The 21,222-nt window shown below is 44.9% G+C and carries 14 protein-coding genes; 10 read left to right on the top strand and 4 right to left on the bottom strand.

The features are described 5' to 3' along the window. Positions 1-76: 76 nt before the first annotated feature. The 3 genes from K08M4_RS03035 to erpA all read right to left on the bottom strand — a co-directional run bounded on the left by K08M4_RS03035 (position 77) and on the right by erpA (position 4,981). Complete coding sequence (locus K08M4_RS03035; protein WP_086048809.1) at positions 77-3,166, bottom strand: efflux RND transporter permease subunit; 3,090 nt, start codon at positions 3,164-3,166, stop codon at positions 77-79. A gap of 10 nt (positions 3,167-3,176) precedes the next feature. Then, positions 3,177-4,301, bottom strand: a complete 1,125-nt coding sequence (locus tag K08M4_RS03030) for an efflux RND transporter periplasmic adaptor subunit (RefSeq protein WP_086048808.1) — start codon at positions 4,299-4,301, stop codon at positions 3,177-3,179. A gap of 338 nt (positions 4,302-4,639) precedes the next feature. Further along, positions 4,640-4,981 carry an iron-sulfur cluster insertion protein ErpA gene (gene erpA, locus K08M4_RS03025; protein ID WP_004734539.1) on the bottom strand — a complete coding sequence of 114 codons (342 nt, stop codon included), beginning with the start codon at positions 4,979-4,981 and terminating at the stop codon, positions 4,640-4,642. A 296-nt stretch (positions 4,982-5,277) separates the two neighbouring features. On the opposite strand from erpA, the gene hemL reads away from it, so the two are divergent. Next, the gene (gene hemL / locus K08M4_RS03020; protein ID WP_086048807.1) at positions 5,278-6,573 is read left to right on the top strand and encodes a glutamate-1-semialdehyde 2,1-aminomutase; all 1,296 of its coding nucleotides are present in this window, start codon (positions 5,278-5,280) and stop codon (positions 6,571-6,573) included. Between the two features lie 140 nt (positions 6,574-6,713). Here the strand turns inward: hemL and K08M4_RS22390 are convergent, their stop codons facing one another. Beyond that, positions 6,714-6,839, bottom strand: a complete 126-nt coding sequence (locus K08M4_RS22390; protein WP_009847557.1) for a hypothetical protein — start codon at positions 6,837-6,839, stop codon at positions 6,714-6,716. Positions 6,840-6,915: 76 nt separating this feature from the next. Between K08M4_RS22390 and K08M4_RS03015 the strand changes: the two genes are divergently transcribed. From K08M4_RS03015 to K08M4_RS02975, 9 genes are all read left to right on the top strand, one after another. Next, positions 6,916-8,001 (top strand): AI-2E family transporter, encoded by a 1,086-nt coding sequence (locus tag K08M4_RS03015; RefSeq protein ID WP_086048806.1) that lies wholly within the window; start codon positions 6,916-6,918, stop codon positions 7,999-8,001. A 110-nt stretch (positions 8,002-8,111) separates the two neighbouring features. Beyond that, positions 8,112-9,134, top strand: a complete 1,023-nt coding sequence (gene rsmC, locus K08M4_RS03010; RefSeq protein ID WP_086048805.1) for a 16S rRNA (guanine(1207)-N(2))-methyltransferase RsmC — start codon at positions 8,112-8,114, stop codon at positions 9,132-9,134. 217 nt (positions 9,135-9,351) lie between these two features. Beyond that, positions 9,352-12,741: a response regulator gene (locus K08M4_RS03005; RefSeq protein WP_086048804.1), complete on the top strand. Its 3,390-nt coding sequence runs from the start codon at positions 9,352-9,354 to the stop codon at positions 12,739-12,741. A 709-nt stretch (positions 12,742-13,450) separates the two neighbouring features. After that, a complete protein-coding gene (locus K08M4_RS03000; protein WP_009847561.1) occupies positions 13,451-15,133 on the top strand; it encodes an ABC transporter substrate-binding protein in 1,683 nt (560 codons plus the stop codon). A 169-nt stretch (positions 15,134-15,302) separates the two neighbouring features. Beyond that, positions 15,303-16,289 carry an ABC transporter permease gene (locus tag K08M4_RS02995; protein WP_004734532.1) on the top strand — a complete coding sequence of 329 codons (987 nt, stop codon included), beginning with the start codon at positions 15,303-15,305 and terminating at the stop codon, positions 16,287-16,289. Between the two features lie 2 nt (positions 16,290-16,291). Beyond that, positions 16,292-17,317 (top strand): ABC transporter permease, encoded by a 1,026-nt coding sequence (locus K08M4_RS02990; RefSeq protein WP_004734531.1) that lies wholly within the window; start codon positions 16,292-16,294, stop codon positions 17,315-17,317. Between the two features lie 2 nt (positions 17,318-17,319). After that, on the top strand, positions 17,320-18,303 hold the full coding sequence (locus K08M4_RS02985; RefSeq protein WP_009847564.1) for an ABC transporter ATP-binding protein: 984 nt from the start codon (positions 17,320-17,322) through the stop codon (positions 18,301-18,303). Between the two features lie 87 nt (positions 18,304-18,390). Further along, entirely contained in the window at positions 18,391-19,386 is a 996-nt protein-coding gene (locus K08M4_RS02980; protein WP_009847565.1) for an ABC transporter ATP-binding protein, read from the top strand. Between the two features lie 113 nt (positions 19,387-19,499). Then, positions 19,500-21,221 (top strand): glycoside hydrolase family 9 protein, encoded by a 1,722-nt coding sequence (locus tag K08M4_RS02975; protein ID WP_086048803.1) that lies wholly within the window; start codon positions 19,500-19,502, stop codon positions 21,219-21,221. Position 21,222 lies beyond the last annotated feature (1 nt).

Genomic DNA, 21,222 nt, shown 5'->3' with positions numbered 1-21,222 from the left:
TTAAGAACCCTATAAGCCAACGAAAAGAGCGCCCACCAAGGCGCTCTTTTTTATGTTCATCGAACCACTGTATCTACTATTTTTCAGGCTTCTTGTCCCGCCCTAGCATTAATAGACAAGGAGTCAGTACCAAGGTTAAGACTGTCGCGAATGCTAAGCCTCCCGCAATTGCCGTCGCGAGTTGCGACCACCATTGGGTACTCGGCGCGCCAAACTCTATTTTTTGGTTGATCAAGTCGATGTTCATCTCTAATACCATCGGCATCAAGCCTAAGATAGTAGTCACTGTAGTCAGCATTACTGGCCTTAAACGCTGAACACCGGTTCTCAGAATTGCGTCGCGCTTATCTAAGCCTCTTTTGATTAGCTGATTATAGGTATCAATCAGCACGATATTGTTGTTCACGACTATACCTGCCAGTGCAATCACTCCAATACCGGACATCACGATACCAAACGGACGTTGGAAGATAAGCAGACCAACAAACACACCAACCGTTGAGAACAGCACCGCACTAAGAATCAGGAATGCTTGATAGAAACTATTAAACTGAGTAATCAAAATCAACGCCATTACCGCCAGTGCAACCATGAATGCACTTTGTAAGAAGGCTGAAGAATTTTCTTGTTCTTCATTCTGACCACGAATACGAAACTCGACACTACTCGGTAGCCCCAATTCACTCAACGCTTGCTCAATCTTTGGCAGTTCGAGGGCAAGGTTATAGCCCTCTTCCATATCCGCCATGATGTTCACTACACGCTTACCATCGAGGCGTTTAATCGTATCTTGCTTATGGTCGGGAACAATCTGAGCAAAATTGGTGATCGGTACCAAGCCAGCAGGAGTTTTGACTCTCAACTGGTCAAAGCGTCCGATATCTCTTTTATCATTAGGGTAACGCACCAAGATATCGACCTCTTCTGATGAGTCATCAGGCAGGTAGTCACCAATCTTTAATCCGTTAGTGACGAATTGAACGGTATTACCCACCAAGGTCGCATCAGCCGAAAAACGAGCAGCATCATCTCTGCGAATATCCACTTTCCAATCGATGCCATCTTTGCTCGCAGTGTCGCTGATATTGGCCAGCGCTTGATTTCCATCCGCCCAGCTTCTGACGATCTTAGCCGCCTGATTGAGCTGTTCTGGTGTTGTTGCTGACAGCTCAATCACTAAATCATTTTCAACCGGAGGCCCTGCATCTGGAAACTTATATTCAATCTCAACACCAGCGTATTGATCGGTTTGCACCTTTAATTCATCAATAATCGCTTTAACACTACGACGATATTGCCAATCAACAGGAGTAATCGAGATCAAGCCAATCTGGTCATCCCCACCCGTGCGTGTGTAAACAGTATCGAACTCATCATGATTAAGCATCATTTGCTCAATATCGCGCATGATGTCATCTTTTTCTTGAATAGAAAGATCACCATGAGAACGAACTTTAACGTTAAAGAACGGTGGATCAACCTCAGGGAAGAACTCTGCACCTAGGCCCGCTTTGGAGTAAGTAAAACCAACTGCAACCGCGAGCAATATCGCACTGAACAGAATCTTAAAGGGATGCTTAATCGCAATCGAAAGCGTGTGGTAATACGCCTTGGTTAAGCCCGTTGCTTGTGAAAAATCACCATTATGCAGTGCCACCATTCGAGCTTGGCTCTTGGGCGATACGTATTGAGGTTTACCGATCAAGCCACCTAGAACTGGAACAAACAGCAACGCCATAATCAATGAAGCAGTTAAAGTAGCGATAAGGGTTAAGGGCAAGAACTTCATGAATTCGCCGGTCACATCAGGCCAAAACAGTAACGGAGCAAATGCTGCTAAGGTTGTCGCTGTCGATGCGGTTATCGGCCACGCCATGCGTTTCGCTGCGTCTCGGTAAGCGGCTTTACGCCTTTCCCCCTCTTGCATTCGCCTATCTGCAAACTCGGTAACCACAATCGCGCCGTCGACCAACATACCAACGGCCATGATCAGCGAGAACAGCACCACAATGTTGACGGTTAGACCAAACACAGACAACACCAACAATCCCGTGAGGAATGATCCAGGTATTGAAATTCCAACCAATAACGCGGTTCGAACACCAAGAATGGCGATGATAACGATCACCACTAAAATGATGGCGGACAAGATATTGTTTTGAAGATCGTTGAGCATGATCTTCACATCTTTAGATTCATCCCAGGTGTATTTAACCAATAAGTTATTTGGCCATTCCGCTTGTTGTTGAGCACCAGCCATAACCGCTTTAACTAACTCTACGGTTTCGATGATATTTTCACCCGCACGCTTCTTGATATCCAAGACCACCGCAGATTTACCATCTAAACGGGCAAAGCTTTCAGGATCTCGAAACGCTCGACGAACCGTGGCCACATCACCAAAGGTTACAACCTGTTTACCATCCACTTTGATAGGCAACTCAAGTACATCTTTTAAAGAGTTAAACACCGAAGGAACTTTGACTGAGAAACGTCCGTAGCCTGTATCAACAAAGCCTGCAGCCACTACTCGATTGTTCAGAGCGATCAGGTTATAGATATCCGCTTGATCTAAGCTGTAGCTCTCCATCAATAACGGATCAACAATGATTTCGACGATGTCATCGCGATCGCCTGCAATATCGACTTCAAGGATCTGACGATAGCTTTCGAGTTTATCTCCGAGATCTCGAGCGATTTGTACTATGGTGCGTTCAGGCACGGTACCAAATAGAACAACAGACAGAACAGGTTGCTCAGACGCGAGTGTTACTTCATTTACGGTCGGCTCATCACTGTCTTCTGGCAACTTTGGTTTGGCTAAATCGACAGCATCTCGCACATCGGCCATTGCTTTGGTAAGGTCGACACCAACATTAAACTCTAACACCACAGACGCGTGGCCTTCTGCTGCGGTTGCGGTCATCTCTTTGACGCCTTCGATTGACCTAAGCTCTTGTTCTATCGGTCTAACCAATAAGCGTTCTGCATCAGTTGGCGAAATACCTTGATGTCCAACAGAGACGTAGATAATCGGGATGGTGATGTCTGGGCTCGATTCTTTAGGGATCGTGATATAGGTGACGACACCTGCGACCAATATGAGAGCTAAAAGGGAAAGCATTGTTCGAGCACGAGACAAGGCTGCATCAATAATTGAATACATCGGTTATCTCCTACTCTGCGGTTACTTTAGAAAGTTCAGCGCCTTGCTCAACAGCAATCACAGAATCACCATCACGCACAAAGCCTTGCCCAACAGTAATAATATCAACACGCTGACCTAACCCTGTGAGCCAAACTCCATCTTGTTCTGCCTTTACTAGCTGAATACCGACAAATTTTACGGTTGGTGAGTCATCGACTGAAACCAAAGTTTTGACTCCAAGATTACCCGCCTCATCCAGTGCCAGCATCGCAGGTGTTATCTTGATAGCATCGCTTGTTTCTAGGTTGAGTGTTACTTCAGCACTGACACCTGCAGGTAATAAACCTTTGGAGTTATCAATTTCAATCTCTATTGGGAAGGTATTAGTAGAAGCAGAAGAGATCCGAGAAACATAGCGTAGGCGGCCTTCCGCTTCTTCTCGCCCTAACAGACGAACCAAGGCAGATTGATTGACTAACAGATGCTGGATATGACGCTCACTAACATCGGCTTCAATGACCAAAGGATCGAGATCAATCACGCCTGCGACTGGATCGCCAACCCCAACGAAGTCACCCAACTCCACCATCAAGTCTTGAACCACACCAGAGAAAGGCGAAGTAATCACAGTATTCTTTAAAGCCAACTCCGCATTGCGCATCATCGCTTTCGCTTCAGTTAACGAAGCCTCTGCTGTGGTGTAGGCTATTTCGCCTTGCAGCCCTCTTTTTTTCAACGACTGCGCTGCTTTGAATTCTTTCTGCTTCAATCGATATAAAGCCGAAGCACGTTCTAGTTGAATCTCTAAGTCACCTTTATCTATCTGGGCAATGGCTTGTCCTGCTTTAACCGTATCGCCCTTAACAACGTTCAATCTAACAACCTTGCCCGCAACTTCTGCTCCCAAACGAGCATGCCTATCGGGTGCCGTTCGACCATAGAGGTCAATGGTTTTAAAGGTGGGGGATGATGTGAATGTTTGAAAGGAAACTTTGGCCAAAGGAATTTCTGTCGCCTTTTTTTCTGGCGATTCTTCCGCTTGCCCCACTCCTAAGCCAAGCCAAATAGACAACAGCACAACGAGAACCAGAGAAACCAACCATGGCTGCTTCAGTTTCTGAAAAAATGGAGTGTTAGAAAATAGAGTGGGCATAGCAAATCCTTTTGTCCGATGTGATTAAGGCGCGCTAATTAGCTTAACACTGTCATATGCAACATCCTGATGCACAGAGGTAACCTTAACAGAACCACACTCAACGAAGTTGGACGCTATCGACAGTTTAAAAAATATGGCGTTTACTATAGCGCAGGTAAATGAAATAAAGGTTACATATCTCCATTTCAAATAACTCTGATGTGTATGGTTAGAATAGATCGACTTACTGTCTGTTTTATATAGTGTATTTCTTACACACAAAAACGCCGAGCGTAGGCTCGGCGTTTAAAATATTTCTAATGTAGCTTTCCGTTCAAGCTACCTTTCAATGCACGCTAAACGCTAAATGAAGCGCCACAACCACATGTTGTTGTCGCGTTCGGGTTGTTCACAAAGAAACGCGCGCCTTCTAGGCCTTCAGTGTAATCAACCATGCCGCCCATTAAGTACTGTAGGCTCATTGGGTCAACAACCAGCGTCACACCGCTGTTTACAATGGTAGTGTCGCCATCATTTACTTTTTCATCAAATGTGAAGCCGTATTGGAAACCACTACAACCGCCGCCTGTAATGTATACACGTAGTTTTAGCTCTGGGTTTTCTTCTTCAGCAATTAGCGTTTGTACGCGGGTAGCTGCTGCATCAGAAAAAGATAATGGGATATTTACTTCGCTCACGACAACCTCTCTTACCTGTGTCAAAAACAACATGATACAAATCTAATTCGAGACCATAGTTGTTGAGTATTTTCTTATATTCTGGTGATTATCTAATACCTGACTGAAACGTTCAAGTATTCACCACAGGATCGTTCCTTTTAGTGTTGTAAACTCGCCAATACCTAACAATTAAAACGTGTAACCACACAAAACAACCAGATTCGGGTGATTATCTGGGCGAAAGCATTCCTACTTGGATTCTGGATAGGTACAATGCGTGCCAATTGGTCCGACAGTCAAAAGAGGATATATCAATGACCAAATCAGCAGAGCTATACGAAAAAGCACAGCAAACTATTCCTGGTGGCGTAAACTCTCCAGTTCGTGCATTCAATGGCGTAGGTGGTTCTCCTATCTTCGTTGAACGCGCTGATGGCCCACTTATTTTTGATGCTGATGGTAAAGCGTATATCGATTACGTTGGCTCTTGGGGTCCAATGATCCTTGGTCACAACCACGTTGTTATTCGAGATGCTGTTATTGCAGCAGCTCAACGCGGCCTTAGCTTCGGTGCTCCAACCGAAACTGAAATCAAAATGGCTGAACTTGTCTCTGAGATGGTTCCATCAATGGAACAGCTACGCATGGTGAGCTCAGGTACAGAAGCAACAATGAGTGCGATTCGTCTTGCTCGTGGCTTCACTGGTCGTGACAAAATTCTTAAGTTTGAAGGCTGCTACCACGGCCACGCAGACAGCCTACTGGTAAAAGCAGGTTCTGGCGCACTGACTTTAGGTCAGCCAAGCTCACCTGGCGTACCGGCTGATTTTGCGAAACTAACGCTAACAGCAACCTTCAACAATCTAGATTCAGTACGTGAAATCTTCGCAGCAAACAAAGGCGAGATTGCTTGTATCATCGTTGAGCCTGTAGCGGGCAACATGAACTGTATCCCACCAGTAAAAGGCTTCCACGAAGGTCTACGTGAAATCTGTGACCAAGAAGGTGCGTTGCTAATCTTTGATGAAGTAATGACAGGTTTCCGCGTTGCTGAAGGTTGTGCTCAGGCTTACTACAACATCAAGCCAGACTTAACGTGTCTTGGTAAAGTGATCGGCGGCGGCATGCCTGTGGGTGCTTTTGGTGGTCGTAAAGACGTGATGCAATACATCGCACCAACGGGTCCTGTTTACCAAGCAGGTACGCTTTCAGGCAACCCTGTTGCAATGGCTGCTGGCTACGCATGTTTGAACCTTCTAAGAGAAGAAGGCAACGAAAAGCGTCTAGCGTCAAAAACTAAGCAGTTGGCAAATGGCTTCAAGCAACTTGCTGACAAGCACGGCATCCCTATGCTAGTTCACCAAGTTGGCGGTATGTTTGGTTTCTTCTTCACAGACCAAGAAACGGTAACGTGCTACGAAGATGTAACTAAGTGTGATGTAGAACGCTTCAAGCGCTTCTTCCACCTAATGCTAGATCACGGTGTTTACCTTGCACCTTCAGCATTCGAAGCAAGCTTTACTTCTCTTGCTCATGGTTCAAAAGAACTGGATGCAACACTAGAAGCGGCTGACCGCTCTCTTGCGATCATTGCTGCTGAAAGCAAATAATCGAAAGCACTTTATAAGTCGCTAACCGATTGAATTTAGGGCTGCATTAGATGTAGCCCTTTTTTATACATCGCGTTCATTAGCCAAAAATATGACAGCTTTTTAGCCGTCGATTAAGGCTAAAGCTGAACCAAAAGCGATTAACGTTCCCAGAAAAGAAAAACCAGCAACATCAGCGTACCTAGGAACATTCTGAACCAAGGGATCTCTTTTTTTATTTGCTGTTCTTCATCTTGGCATTTCTTATCTTTATTACAGCATCCCATTATCAAAACTCCTCATTGCTAACTCTCTGTTTTGCAGCCATTATAAACTCAGAACGTAAATATAGAGACCATTAACGTGTCAGAAAAACTCAAAATCAATACCAGCCACTGGGTGATCATCATTGCCCTACTTGCGGCGGCTTATGCTTGCTACTTGCTTATCGAGCCTTACGTCAACTCAATCGTAATGGCCTTTATCATTTCACTCTTGATGTTCCCGATCCATGAGTGGCTTGAAAAAAAACTCCCGAATAAAGAAAACATCGTCTCTCTGCTGTCTTGTGTGATCCTGACTTTCATTATTGTTATCCCTTTATTGGCAGTATTTGCAGCCATTGTTCAGCAAGGTTCTCTGTTCTCTCAGAACACCTATCAATGGGTAACACACGGCGGTATTCAAACCTTGTTTGAACACCCTTTAGTAGTGAAAGCTTTATCGTTCGCGAATAACTATCTGCCTTTCGACAACATTGAGCCCCAAGCCATCGCACAGAAAGTCGGAGAATTCGCGACAAGCTTTGGTTCTAAGTTGGTTGGTATTAGTGCGAAAATCCTTGGTGATGCGACCAACTTCTTAATGGATTTCTTTTTGATGCTGTTTGTTTTGTTCTTCTTATTAAGAGATCACGACAAAATCATTAGTGTGGTTCGTCATATTCTTCCGTTATCTCGTAGCCAAGAAGACAAGCTCCTCACTGAGATTGAGCAAGTTTCTAAGTCTGCAGTGATGGGCTCATTCTTAACGGCGATTGCACAAGGTATTGCAGGCGGTTTAGGTATGTGGATTGCAGGTTTCCCTGGGTTGTTCTGGGGCACCATGATGGGTTTTTCCTCTTTCATTCCAGTGGTCGGTACGGCACTAATCTGGATCCCAGCCGCAACTTACTTGTTCCTAACAGGTGACACAACGTGGGCTATTTTCCTAACGGTTTACTGCGTAGCGATTGTAGGTTCGATTGACAACCTGCTGCGCCCGCTGCTGATGCAAGGCAGTGCCGGCATGAATACCCTAATGATCTTCTTCTCACTGTTGGGTGGTATTCAACTTTTTGGCCTCATTGGTCTTATCTACGGCCCACTGATCTTTGCTATTACTATCGTTCTTTTCAATATTTACGATGAAGAGTTTAAAGACTTTTTAAACCAGCAAGACAAGAGTTGATCAACTGTTCAGCAACTTGGTTGCCGAACTCGTATTAAACACTTCAAGCTTTGGGCGGATTATGCGAAAATCCGCCCTCATTTTTTGCTAACGATTCAATAGAGTGTCCTATGTCAGCTTATATTGCCCCAAGCCAAATTGCTCAACGCCAACTCGCCTACTTTGAAGGCAAACATGTTTTAGTTGCAGGTGAGGCAGAAGACTTATTCCCTGTTGAATTAGCGAAACATTGTGAATCAGTCACCGTATTTACCTCTAATTACAGCTACTACCGTCAATTAGAAGGCTGCAACACCATCCAACGTTTTTATGGTGCAGAGTTTACCGAAGAAACCAAAGCTGACTTAGTGATGCTGTACTGGCCAAAGGCCAAAGCGGAAGCGGAATTTCTGTTGGCGATGTTATTTGCCAAGCTAGGTAAAGATACCGAGATTGTCGTAGTTGGCGAAAATCGTTCTGGTGTTAAAAGTATCGAAAAGATGTTCGCTTCTTACGGCAAAGTCGTGAAATACGATTCAGCGCGTCGTTGTTCTTTCTACTGGGGTCAATGCTTCGAGCAACCACCAGCCTTCAACCTACAAGAGTGGTTTAAAACCTACACGGTTAACATTGGTGAGCAATCACTTACAGTGAAAAGCCTTCCAGGCGTGTTTAGCCACGGTCAATTCGATGTTGGTAGCCAACTTCTGTTGGATACCCTGCCAAAACTAAAAGGCAAAGTACTCGACTTTGGCTGTGGTGCAGGCGTATTGGGCGCGGTAATGGCATCTCGTCACCCGGATATCGAGCTAGAAATGTGCGACATCAGTGCATTTGCCGTAGCATCAAGCCAAGCTACGTTAGAAGCGAACGGTTTAACGGGGAATGTCTTCGCCTCAGATGTCTACTCTGATACATCAAAAGATTACCAATTCATCATCAGTAACCCACCATTCCATTCTGGTTTGGATACAAGCTACAGCGCGACTGAGACCTTACTTGCAGAGGCTCCTAAACACTTGAAGCGTTCTGGTGAGATGATTATTGTTGCGAACAGTTTTTTAAAATACATTCCAATTATCGAGCAAGCTTTTGGAAAATGCGCGACTCTAAATAAGACCACCAAATTCGCGATCTATCACGCAAACAAATAGCTCCTTTTACACAGCGCAGGGTCACTATCTGCGTTGTCTGTTCATATTTCTATCAAAAGCCCATAAAAATGAGCTTTTGCACACGCTTTAAATACCACTTACTTGTCAAAGTAAAAAAACTCGTTAATTTCGTTAAATTGGAACCCATTAATTCTATTCTCTGTACCTGTTTTCATCCCTTTCAAGCAGTACATCAAAGGAAAGTAGTACCCAATTTATGTTTAGATTCTATCGTAAGCAGAAGTTTAAGCGCCTTCAAAATACTCTAATGCTGGCATTTCTTGTCCTTAGTATTACCCCGGTGACACTTATCGCGATATTTTTCCTCCAATCGCACAGTCAGGATCTTCAGGAACAAAGTACTTCACACCTTGTTTCCGTCCGAGATACTAAACAGCAGCAAATTGTCGATTACCTACAAGCTCAAGAATCTCAAGTGATGGGCTTTGTTCGCTCAGAGCTTGCCAATGCCAGTGGCGGGCGATTCTATGGTTTGATCAATGCATTTCAACGCCTAGGGCTAGACATTGACGAAGCACGCGCTAATGCGCAGCAGCGTTATATAAAAGGATCTGGCGATCAAATCAAAACATCGATTCTCCCTGAATCCAGCAGCTTTATTGGCAGCGAGCGCTATCGTCTACTTCACAAGCGCTACCACAACTCTTATTTAGAGCTGCTTAAGCGTTCTGATTTTGACGACATTTTATTGGTCGACATTAACGGTAACATCGCTTATTCAGTTTTTAAGCACGATGACTACGGCACCAACTTACTGACAGGTAAGTACAAAAATGCAAACCTCGGCAAAACCTTTCAACGCCTAGAAAAGGACGTAAAAGACAAACGTAAATCCAACGAAGACTACACGCCAGTTATCGTTTCTGACTTTAAAGACGAAAATGGTAAACAGACCGCATGGTTAGGCGCACCTATCGTTCAACAGGGCTATCTACACAGTTACGCCATGTTTAGACTACCGATTAACGGTATTACGAAGCTGATCGCCGATCTCAACAAGAGCTCGAATATTCAGACCTTGCTTGTCGGCGATGATCATCTGCCGCGTAGCCTTGCCCATTCGCAAGAGTCGATTAATTTGAGTTTAGATGTTGTTGATAAAGCCCTTGCGGGAGAAACGGCCGTAGGCACCTTCGACAACGCTCAAGATCAAGCGATCATCGCTGCATATACTCCAATTGAACTCAAATATGCGACTTGGGCACTGGTCGTCGAGCTTCCTGAGAAAGAAGCGTTTGCCCGTATCCATCAGTTAGAAAAGATCTTCGTAATCGTGATGCTGACGGCGATTATTCTTGTATTTGTCGCATCCCATTATCTGTCTAACTTCATTACATCACCGTTACTCAAGCTCACATGGGCAGCAGAGAAAGTCTCTGCGGGTGACCTTGATGAAACCATGATTAATACCGAACGAAAAGATGAGATAGGCCGTCTCGCGGTAAGCTTCGAAAGAATGCAGCGTTCGATTCGTGAAAAGATGCTACTCATTAAGAGCCAAAATGATGAGCTTGAGGACAACCTTAAGACCATTCAAAAACAAAATGAAGAGTTGCAGCTTGCCAATAAACTGAAAGATGAATTCTTGGCGACGACTTCGCATGAACTCAGAACGCCATTACATGGCATGGTAGGTATTGCTGAAGCGCTAATATCTGGCGCAAACGGCCCTATTCCTGCCAATCAGAAGTACCAGTTGGATATCATCATCAATAGTGGCCAGAGATTGGCAACACTGGTCGATGATCTACTTGATTACCACAAAATGCGCTACGGCAGCTTAGACATTAATAAATCGGCTGTTGATTTATCTGCTGCTACCAGCTTAGTACTCGAGTTGTCTCATCATCTGTTGGGCAATAAGCCAATTCGAATTATTAACCAAGTACCCAGTGATTTAGGGCTAGTTTCGTCCGATCCTCAACGACTCGAACAAGTGATGTATAACTTGGTCGGCAATGCCATCAAGTACACATCAGAAGGTAAAATTGTTATCTCAGCAAGCGTTATCGACGACAACATTCGCGTACAAGTTGTTGATACAGGCCAAGGCATACCTGCTGAATACCTAGAACACATCTTTGAACCACTGATTCAAGCCGGGCAAGACTCTAGTAACTATCGCCAAGGTGCAGGCCTTGGGTTGTCCATAAGTCGTCAGCTGATTGAACTGATGGGCGGTTCACTGTACGTAAGTAGCCAGCCAATGCTTGGCACGACGTTCAGCTTTACCTTACCTTTAGCCACCCAAGAAGAGTTGGATAACTACAGTGATTCAGGAAGCTATTCGCACTTCCAAGCGCCAGATTTAATTGATAACAACCAACAAGAAAATAGTGTTATCAGTGAAGACCCAGACGGTCCGTTACTGGTGATCGCCGATGATGAGCCAGTAAACTTGCGCGTGCTAGACAGTTTCTTGAAATTGGAAGGTTATCGAGTGCGCACCGCATGTGACGGCCCAGAAACCATTGAACTGATTGAGAAAGAGAAGCCAGAGTTACTTCTGCTCGATATTATGATGCCAGGTATGAGTGGCTATCAGGTGTGTGAAGCACTGCGTAAGCAATACGATCATGCACAGTTGCCAATCATCATGCTCACTGCACTAAACCAAGCAGAAGATCGAGTTCGTGGCTTTGAAGCAGGTGCCAATGATTACTTGTCTAAACCGTTCAACAAACAAGAGCTGGCGGCGCGAATTACGGCTCACTTATCAGCAAGTAAAGCTGAGCAAAGGCGTCTTGAGAATGACCAATTGCAACTAGAGCTTAAACACAGAGCCATGGTTGAAGCTAACCTGCTAGAAACTCAAGGGCGCTTGCTAGAGCAGCTAGAATCAGCCCCAGAGGCCATCATCTGTATTCGTGATGATCAACGTATTCGATTTGCCAACGAAGCAGCAGCAAAACTATTTAGGCGTGGCCAAGAACAGCTTAAACGCTCGATGGCCGATGAGATCATTGCACCTAAATACCTTAAGGTGGAACAAGCTCACTATTGTGGTGATATTGACATCTATATAGACGACACTCGTCAGCGCATACCAAGTGACATTCTCAAGCTACCTGAAGGCTCAGGGCTCGACACTATGTATATCTTTAATGTCGGTGGTGGGGTTAATTCAAACCGAGTCAATAACCTTGAAACGGCAGTTGAGGCACTTTCAAGCTACGCCTTTGAGGGTGACAAAGATAAACTTCAACAACTGAAAGAGCTTGGCGGTGAATTTACTCGCCTTGCAGATAAAGCAACCGGTGAAGGTAAAAACAAACAAGAGCTGATGCGTGAAGTACTGGTCGATGTCATGACGAATGCCATCATCTACTGGGAGTCTGTTACTGGGGAAACCAAGTTTGCCTTCGCAGAGAAGAGTGGCTTGTGGCGCGTCTACCTAGACCGCAGTACCCTACAAACTCGAACGCTAGACAAGTACCTACGCGTAGAAACTCTACCGAAAACACCTCGCTGGCGAACGGTACTGAGCTCTATCGAGTTTATACTTGAGCACTGTAAAGAACAGACACCTGAAAGAACTCATATTGAGACTCTAAGGGATAAGCTACAAAAACTACTGACCAGTTAGCTCTGAAGTAAGCTCAAGCTACTGTAAATAATGAAGCCCACCCAGCGTGGGCTTTTTTGTGAATATCGTACGCGACCAAAGGACAATGACGTCGATTCAAATACACTTCTTTTACGGCATTAAACAAGCAAAATGACACGTTACTCAATCTTAAACAATCACCAGTTCAGTTACTATTTTGAGCCTTATTCTTGGCTGAATTTCACATTCCTCCGGCTCTTTGTTGCAGTTTGAGAAGCGAGTCACAACAGAACGGCAGATTTAATTTTCTAGAAAAATTTAACGTAAAATAGGTAAGTGACCGAGATCTACAATTACACCACAGCAAGATAAGCCCCTATAATTAAAAGTCAAAAAGGTTAGTAACCACTTACAAGAGACCACTACCACAAAACCAAATGCGAGTCACATCACCTTAACAATTGCGCACAAAAAACCACCAAAGCAAGCTATTTTGACGTTAATGACGTGGTGCTGTGTGTTTTTAACGTTTTTGACGGGAAACGAGTTTGATTAATTCATCGATAAGGTGTTTTCTTACTCCTGCCAAAGGCCTACAGGCCACTCTTACCACTTCTCAGAATCAAAGATGAATCTGGAGCAACGAAGAAGAGGTAGGCCTTTAACTAGAGTGTGTATCTACTAACTAATTAGCGACAGATAACATTCAATCCATTAGTGAAATGAAAGCAAATAGTAAGGAACAGCTATGCTTGCCAATATAAAAAAAACAGCAATAGCAACAGCAATTATTGCAACTGCTACAACAGGTTTTGCATCAGTAGCAACAGCTGCAGAGCGCAGCGAACTGACCGTTCACCCGAAAGAGTACACTACATTCGTACGTAACTTTAACCCGTACCTTGGTGCTACTAACCTACATACTACAACTGACTTCATGTACGAGCCTTTAGTAGTATTTAACGAAATGCACGGTAACACTCCGGTGTTCCGTCTAGCTGAAAACTTCAAAATGTCAGATGATCTGATGAGCGTTGTTTTCGACATTCGTAAGGGTGTTAAATGGTCTGATGGAGAAACTTTCTCTGCTGATGATGTTGTTTTTTCTTTCAACCTTGTAAAAGAGAAGCCAGAGCTTGACCAATCTGGTATCAACTCTTGGGTAACTTCTGTAGAAAAACTGAACGACAACCAAGTTAAGTTCACACTAACAGAAGCAAACTCAAACGTACCTTACGAGATTGCTAAAGTACCTGTAGTACCTAAGCACATCTGGAAAGACGTCAAAGATCCATCAACGTTTACCAATGAGAACCCGGTAGGTTCTGGTCCATTTACAGAAATCGATACGTTTACAGCGCAACTGTACATCCAGTGTGCAAACCCGAACTACTGGGATGCAGACAACCTAGATGTTGACTGTCTACGTGTTCCACAAATTGCGAACAACGACCAGTTCTTAGGTAAAGTTGTAAACAGTGAAATGGACTGGACGTCTTCTTTCGTTCCAGATATCGATCGTACATACGCTGCAGCAAGCCCTAAACACCACTACTGGTACCCGCCAGCAGGTACACAAGCATTCATCGTTAACTTCAAACACCCTGATGCTGCGAAGCATGAAGCATTGAGCAACGTTGAATTCCGTCGTGCTTTCTCTATGGCTCTTGACCGCCAAACTATCATCGACATCGCATTCTACGGTGGCGGTACTGTGAACGATTTCGCATCGGGTCTTGGCTACGCGTTTGAAGCTTGGTCTGATGAAAAAACTCACGACAAGTACAAAGGCTTCAACACTTACAACGCTGAAGGCGCGAAGAAGCTTCTTGCTGACGCTGGCTTCAAAGATGTAAACAAAGATGGTTTTGTTGACACTCCATCTGGCAAGTCTTTCGAACTAATGATTCAATCGCCAAACGGCTGGACTGACTTCAACAACACAGTTCAACTTGCGGTAGAGCAACTAAACGAAATCGGTATTAAAGCGAAAGCTCGTACACCTGACTTCTCTGTTTACAACCAAGCAATGCTTGAAGGTACATACGACGTAGCATACACAAACTACTTCCACGGTGCGGATCCATACACGTACTGGAACAGTGCTTACAACTCATCACTACAATCTGGTGATGGTATGCCTCGTTTCGCTATGCACTTCTACAAAAATGACAAGCTAGATGGTCTTCTAAACAGCTTCTACAAAACAGCTGACAAGAACGAACAGCTAGATATTGCACACGGTATCCAGCAAATTATCGCTGCAGACCAAGTGACAATCCCTGTGATGTCTGGTGCTTACATGTACCAATACAACACAACTCGATTCACTGGTTGGTGGAACGAAGAAAATCCAAAAGGCCGTCCAAACATTTGGGCTGGTATTCCAGAGCGTCTACTTCATGTACTGGACCTAAAACCAGTTAAATAAGTAATCGTTCAATCTTTGCGGCGTAACTTCTTACGCCGCTTATAAAAATCCCCACACTATCAATTGAAAGTATGGCGCTAGTCGTCAGGGGATTTTTCGTTCCAAATTTCGCTAGGAGCGACCTGAATCCAGAAACAGGGAAACAATCTGGGTGAGTAAGGTGTGAGTTATGGGTTATTTTTTAAGACGTTTGTCATTTTATTTTGTCGCGCTATTAGTTGCAGCGACGTTAAACTTTATTATTCCAAGAGCAATGCCTGGTGACCCAGTTACCATGATGTTTGCGAACGCTTCTGTACAAGTTACTCCTGAGCGTATTGCGGCAATGAAAGAACTATTAGGCTTCGTTGATGGCGGCTTACTGGTTCAATACGGCGCATACATGAAGAACATTCTAAGCTGGGAGCTTGGTACATCAATTCAATTCTACCCACTTTCTGTAAATACTCTGTTGGGTGGAGCATTTGGTTGGTCGCTATTCTTAGCAGGCACCGCCGTTATTCTTTCTTTCTCTATTGGTTCAATCCTAGGTATTTTTGCAGCGTGGAAACGTGGCAGCAAATACGATGCCTTTGTGACTCCAGGGATGCTGATTTTACAAGCCGTTCCTCAGGTTGTTATTGCCATGCTTGCGCTGTTTACCTTCGCAATTGGTTTGAAGTGGTTCCCAACTGGCTACGCCTATACCGCAGGTACAATACCTGACTGGACAAGTTGGGCATTCATCAAAGACGTTGCTTACCACGCTTTCTTGCCTCTGGTGTGTGCTTCGGTTGTTCAAATTGGTGGCTTCCTAGTAAACATGCGTAACAACATGATTAACCTACTAGCAGAAGACTACATCACCATGGCGAAAGGCAAAGGCCTGAGCGAAAACCGAGTGGTATTCAACTACGCAGCTCGTAACGCGATGCTACCAAGTGTGACTGCACTTTCTATGTCGCTAGGTATGGCAATCGGTGGTCAGTTAATTATCGAAATCATCTTTAACTACCCAGGTCTTGGCAGCGTACTTTTCAACGCAATTAACGCTCGTGATTACCAAGTACTGCAAGGTCAACTGCTTATCATGACGCTATTCATGCTGTTCTTTAACCTAGTTGCAGACATGCTTTACGTTGTTCTTGACCCTCGTCTTCGTAAGGGTGGTAAATAATCATGAAAGATATTCTAAAACTCATTTGGCGTAACCCGATGGCCTTAACCGGCGTCATCATCCTAAGTATTTTTATTCTTGGTGCTATTGCGGCTCCATTGATCACAAAACATGTGCCAGACAAGCGTACAGGTAACCCACACGAATACCCTGGCTTCGTCGTTAAGTCTGCACAAACTAACCCTGATGGCTGGGTTGCTCAAAACCTAGCAGACGATCGTCGTACGTTAATTATGTCTAAGAAGGCAGACCACGTACTGGGGACAACTCGTATGGGTCGTGACGTTTGGTCACAAGTGGTATACGGCGCACGTGTATCTCTTGCTGTAGGTTTTGGTGCGGGCCTTACCGTATGTTTACTCGCGACAGTGATCGGTGTTTCGGCAGGCTACTTTGGTGGACGTGTCGATGACATTCTGACAGCCGCAATGAACATCATGCTGGTTATTCCTCAATACCCATTACTGTTCGTAGTTGCAGCCTTTATCGGTGAGGCAGGGCCACTCACCATAACCTTGGTTATCGGCTTTATGTCCTGGGCTTGGGGCGCGCGTGTTGTTCGTTCCCAGACCTTAGCACTGCGTGAAAAAGAGTTTGTAAAGGCCGCTGAAGTTCTGGGTGAATCTTCATTCCGTATTATCTTCGTAGAGATTCTTCCAAACCTTATCTCTATTGTTGGCGCGAGCTTCATCGGTTCGGTGATGTACGCAATCATGATGGAAGCAACGATTTCGTTCCTAGGTCTTGGTGACCCGAACACAATCAGCTGGGGCATCATGCTTTACAACGTTCAAACCTCTTCATCAATGCTGATTGGCGCTTGGTGGGAACTATTAGCTCCTTGTATTGCACTGACACTCCTTGTAACTGGCCTTGCTCTACTTAACTTCGCTGTCGATGAAATTGCCAACCCGCAGCTGCGTTCTCACAAAGGCATGAAGCGTTGGAAAAAACTAGCAGCACAAGACAAAGAAGAACGTGAACCAGAACTACCACCACAAAATGCACTTTGGAGCGGAGATAAATAATCATGTCTGAACCACTAATTTCTATCCGCAATTTATGCGTGGATTACATCACAGAGTCTGGCGATGTTCGTGCGTGTAACAACGTAAGTTTCGACATTGCTCCAGGTGAAGTATTCGGCCTAGCTGGTGAATCTGGCTGTGGTAAATCAACCGTTGCTTTCTCTCTTATGCGTCTGCATAAGCCGCCTGCTTACATCAGTGGTGGTGAGGTTATCTTCAATGGTGAAAACATCCTTGAATACAGTGATGACCGTATGCAAGCGTTCCGCTGGAGCGAGATGTCGATGGTATTCCAGAGTGCGATGAACGCACTCAACCCTGTATTACCAATGGAAGAGCAGTTCTGTGACGTAATTATGCGTCACACCAACATGACTCGAGAGCAAGCTAAGCAACGCGCTGAAGGTCTACTTGAAATCGTAGATATTCATCCGAGTCGATTAAGCGACTACCCTCACCAATTCTCTGGTGGCATGCGTCAACGCTTGGTTATTGCTATCGCTTTAGCATTGAATCCAAAGCTGATCATTATGGATGAGCCAACGACCGCGCTTGATGTGGTTGTTCAACGCGAAATCCTACAAAAGATCTATGCACTGAAAGAAGAGTTTGGTTTCTCGATTCTGTTCATCACTCATGATTTGTCATTGATGGTCGAGTTCTCTGACCGCATCGGCATCATGTACTCAGGTGAACTTATCGAGGTTGCTAATGCTCAAGATATTCTAGAAAACCCTTACCACCCTTATACCAAAGGGTTGGGAAGTTCTTTCCCTCCACTAACAGGGCCAAAGACAAAACTAGCGGGTATTCCGGGCAACCCTCTGAACCTCTTAGAGATTCCTGAAGGGTGTCGTTTCCAAGCTCGTTGTGACCGTGTACATGAAACATGTACCAAGGTACCAACCAAGCTGCGTTCTATCGACCCGGGGCATTTGTCTAACTGCCACCTGTACGGTGACCCAATAGTACAAAGGAAGCTATAGCTTGCACGCTGATTCAGCGTGAATAACGAATAAGGCGGCTCGCCCGCCGAAAAGCAAGCAAAGCGAATAAGGATTCTGGAGACAATTATGAGCAAAGATTTCGGTCAATTATTGGTAGAAGGCAAGAATGTCGTAAAAGACTTCCCAATAAGCAGTACCACAATTCAAACCCCAATGATGCGTGCGATTAACGACGTATCATTCAAGATGTACAAAAGCCGCGGTCTAGCTGTGGTTGGGGAGTCTGGTTCAGGCAAATCAACAACAGCAAAAATGATCGCAAAAATGTACGCGCCTTCGGGCGGTACGATCGAATACAAAGGTCGTGATATCCAAGAGATCTCAAGCAGAAAAGATCTTATGCACTACCGTGAAGGTGTGCAGATGGTATGGCAAGACCCGTTTGGTTCCCTGAACCCAACACATAACATCTTTCACCACATAGCTCGACCATTGTTGATCCACAAAAAAGTATCTCCGGGCAACAAGAAAGAGTTACAGGAACGTGTGTACGATCTTCTAGAGCAAGTGGGCTTAGTGCCACCACAAGCAACGGCGGAGAAGTACCCTCATCAACTCTCTGGTGGTCAGCGTCAACGTGTCAACCTAGCCCGTAACATTGCGGTTGGTGCAGAAGTTGTATTAGCCGATGAACCAACATCGATGCTTGATGTATCGATTCGTGCTGGTGTTTTGAACCTGATGGAAGAGATGAAGTTTGAGAAACAAATGTCTCTACTTTACATCACTCACGATATCGCAACCGCTCGTTACATTGCTGAAGATCTTTCAGTGATGTACGTAGGACACATGGTGGAATGGGGCGATACCGATGATGTGATTGCTAACCCTCAGCATCCTTACACCCAACTGCTTGTTTCTGCGGTTCCAGATCCTAAAAAATCGATCCACGAACAACTCGCAGGCAACAAAGGTGAGATCCCTCTTTGGACACCAGTCTCAGCAGGTTGCCCATTTGCAGGCCGTTGCACTCATGCAATGGACAAGTGTAAAGAGCAGTTACCAGGGGTTACGCAGTTAGCTGATAACCATTTTGTGCGTTGTTACCTACACGAAAGCTAAGCAATAAAACCAAGTTAGGGTCTGCGGGCCCTAACTATTTATATCCAAAACATTTTATATCCAAAACATTCAAGTACCTAGCCAATAGAAACTAGGACTGTCGGAGAATATTGATGCTGTTATTGACCAACCATATTGGCTACGAATCCACGGCTCCAAAGCAGGCTATTCTGCAAACGAAGAAAGCTCGCTTATCAAGTACGACTGCACTTTTGGTGTGTGCCGACAACCATATCACTGTCGGAAGTTTTGATGTGGTTAAACAAGGCCGCGTAGCAAATTGGCATCAAGGGCAATTCTTCACTATCGATTTCAGTTCATTCACTGAATCAGGTCGCTACTACCTACGTTTTGACAACCTACGCTCTGAAGTATTTGAGATTGGTAGCAACCTATTAATGAACCACACGTTTTCTGATGTACTTCATTACTTTAAGTCACAACGCTGTGGCGGTATTTTCGACAAAAAAGATCGACAAGCACAAATTATGGGCACTGACAGATACGTCGATGTCCACGGTGGATGGTATGACGCATCAGGTGATGTAAGTAAGTATTTTAGCCACCTATCTTATGGTAACTACCTTAACCCACAACAAATTCCAATGGTCGTTTGGAACATGCTCAAAAGCGTGCGCTTGACTAGCAATAACTCAGACTTTCCTAAATTCTCTATGACTCGTTTAGTGGAAGAAGCCCTATTCGGTGCCGATTTCTTAGTGCGTATGCAAGACGCTGACGGATACTTTTACATGACGGTATTCGACAAGTGGAGTAAAGACATCAATCAACGTGACATCTGCGCATACGCCACTCAAGAAGGTAACAAATCAACGGACTTGCAAGCGGGCTACCGACAAGGTGCAGGTGTTGCTATCGCCGCATTAGCTGCTGCATCTGAACTTGAAACCTCGGGCAGTTACTCGAGCCAAACTTATCTTGAAACTGCCGTTAGCGGTTATTGGCACCTAAAAGAACATAACCTGCAGTACCTAAACGATGGCGAAGAAAACATCATCGATGAATATTGTGCCCTACTCGCTGCCAATGAACTGTACCGAGTAACAGAGGACGAGCAATACCTATTAGAAGCAAGAACTTGGGCTAGTCGCTTGATCGCACGTCAGCAATCTGATGATTCATTTGAGCACTTTTGGTCAGCTAATGCTGATGGCTCTCGCCCCTATTTCCATGCAGCTGAAGCTGGCCTTCCTGTAATTGCTCTGTGCGAGTACATCGATAATGAAACTGACACTGAGTTGAAAGAACAAGCACGTGTGGTTGTTGAGCAAGCTTGTCAGTTCGAAATCAACATTACCGACAAAGTCATCAACCCATTTGGCTACCCAAGACAATACGTAAAATCTGTCGATGGTGATAAACGCGATGCTTTCTTCGTTGCTCAGAAGAACGAGACAGGCTACTGGTGGCAAGGCGAAAACGCACGTCTTGGCTCAATTGCGACCATGGCGTACTTCGTTCAAGCACACATTCAAAATGCCGATCTTCAAAAGCGCTTAATCCAACTTTCACAAAACAGCCTTGATTGGATTTTAGGATTGAATCCTTACCACATGTGCATGCTTGATGGCCACGGTCATAACAACCCAGACTACCTATCACAGCTTGGTTTCTTCAATGCCAAGGGCGGGATCTGCAATGGCATCACGGCAGGGTTCGAAGACGAACAAGACATCGCATTCAACCCACCAGCACAGAAAGACGACATGCTTCAAAACTGGCGCTGGGGTGAACAATGGATCCCTCATGGGGCGTGGTATTTGCTAGCAACGGCTGCGCAGTTCAACTTCCTCGCGCAAAGTAAGGAGCAATAAT

The organism is Vibrio syngnathi, from assembly GCF_002119525.1.
Classification (GTDB): domain Bacteria; phylum Pseudomonadota; class Gammaproteobacteria; order Enterobacterales; family Vibrionaceae; genus Vibrio; species Vibrio syngnathi.
Note: the sequence above shows the minus strand (reverse complement) of the source record. Positions and strands in the feature narration are given on the sequence as shown.

What these genes read in the sequence shown, in the direction of transcription:
- K08M4_RS02980 (WP_009847565.1), top strand. Translation starts at nt 18,391, where the DNA reads ATGAGCAAAGATTTCGGTCAATTATTGGTAGAAGGCAAGAATGTCGTA.
- K08M4_RS02990 (WP_004734531.1), top strand. Translation starts at nt 16,292, where the DNA reads ATGAAAGATATTCTAAAACTCATTTGGCGTAACCCGATGGCCTTAACC.
- K08M4_RS02985 (WP_009847564.1), top strand. Translation starts at nt 17,320, where the DNA reads ATGTCTGAACCACTAATTTCTATCCGCAATTTATGCGTGGATTACATC.
- K08M4_RS03035 (WP_086048809.1), bottom strand. Translation starts at nt 3,166, where the DNA reads ATGTATTCAATTATTGATGCAGCCTTGTCTCGTGCTCGAACAATGCTT.
- rsmC (WP_086048805.1), top strand. Translation starts at nt 8,112, where the DNA reads ATGTCAGCTTATATTGCCCCAAGCCAAATTGCTCAACGCCAACTCGCC.
- K08M4_RS03030 (WP_086048808.1), bottom strand. Translation starts at nt 4,301, where the DNA reads ATGCCCACTCTATTTTCTAACACTCCATTTTTTCAGAAACTGAAGCAG.
- K08M4_RS02995 (WP_004734532.1), top strand. Translation starts at nt 15,303, where the DNA reads ATGGGTTATTTTTTAAGACGTTTGTCATTTTATTTTGTCGCGCTATTA.
- K08M4_RS03000 (WP_009847561.1), top strand. Translation starts at nt 13,451, where the DNA reads ATGCTTGCCAATATAAAAAAAACAGCAATAGCAACAGCAATTATTGCA.
- K08M4_RS02975 (WP_086048803.1), top strand. Translation starts at nt 19,500, where the DNA reads ATGCTGTTATTGACCAACCATATTGGCTACGAATCCACGGCTCCAAAG.
- K08M4_RS22390 (WP_009847557.1), bottom strand. Translation starts at nt 6,839, where the DNA reads ATGGGATGCTGTAATAAAGATAAGAAATGCCAAGATGAAGAACAGCAA.
- hemL (WP_086048807.1), top strand. Translation starts at nt 5,278, where the DNA reads ATGACCAAATCAGCAGAGCTATACGAAAAAGCACAGCAAACTATTCCT.
- K08M4_RS03005 (WP_086048804.1), top strand. Translation starts at nt 9,352, where the DNA reads ATGTTTAGATTCTATCGTAAGCAGAAGTTTAAGCGCCTTCAAAATACT.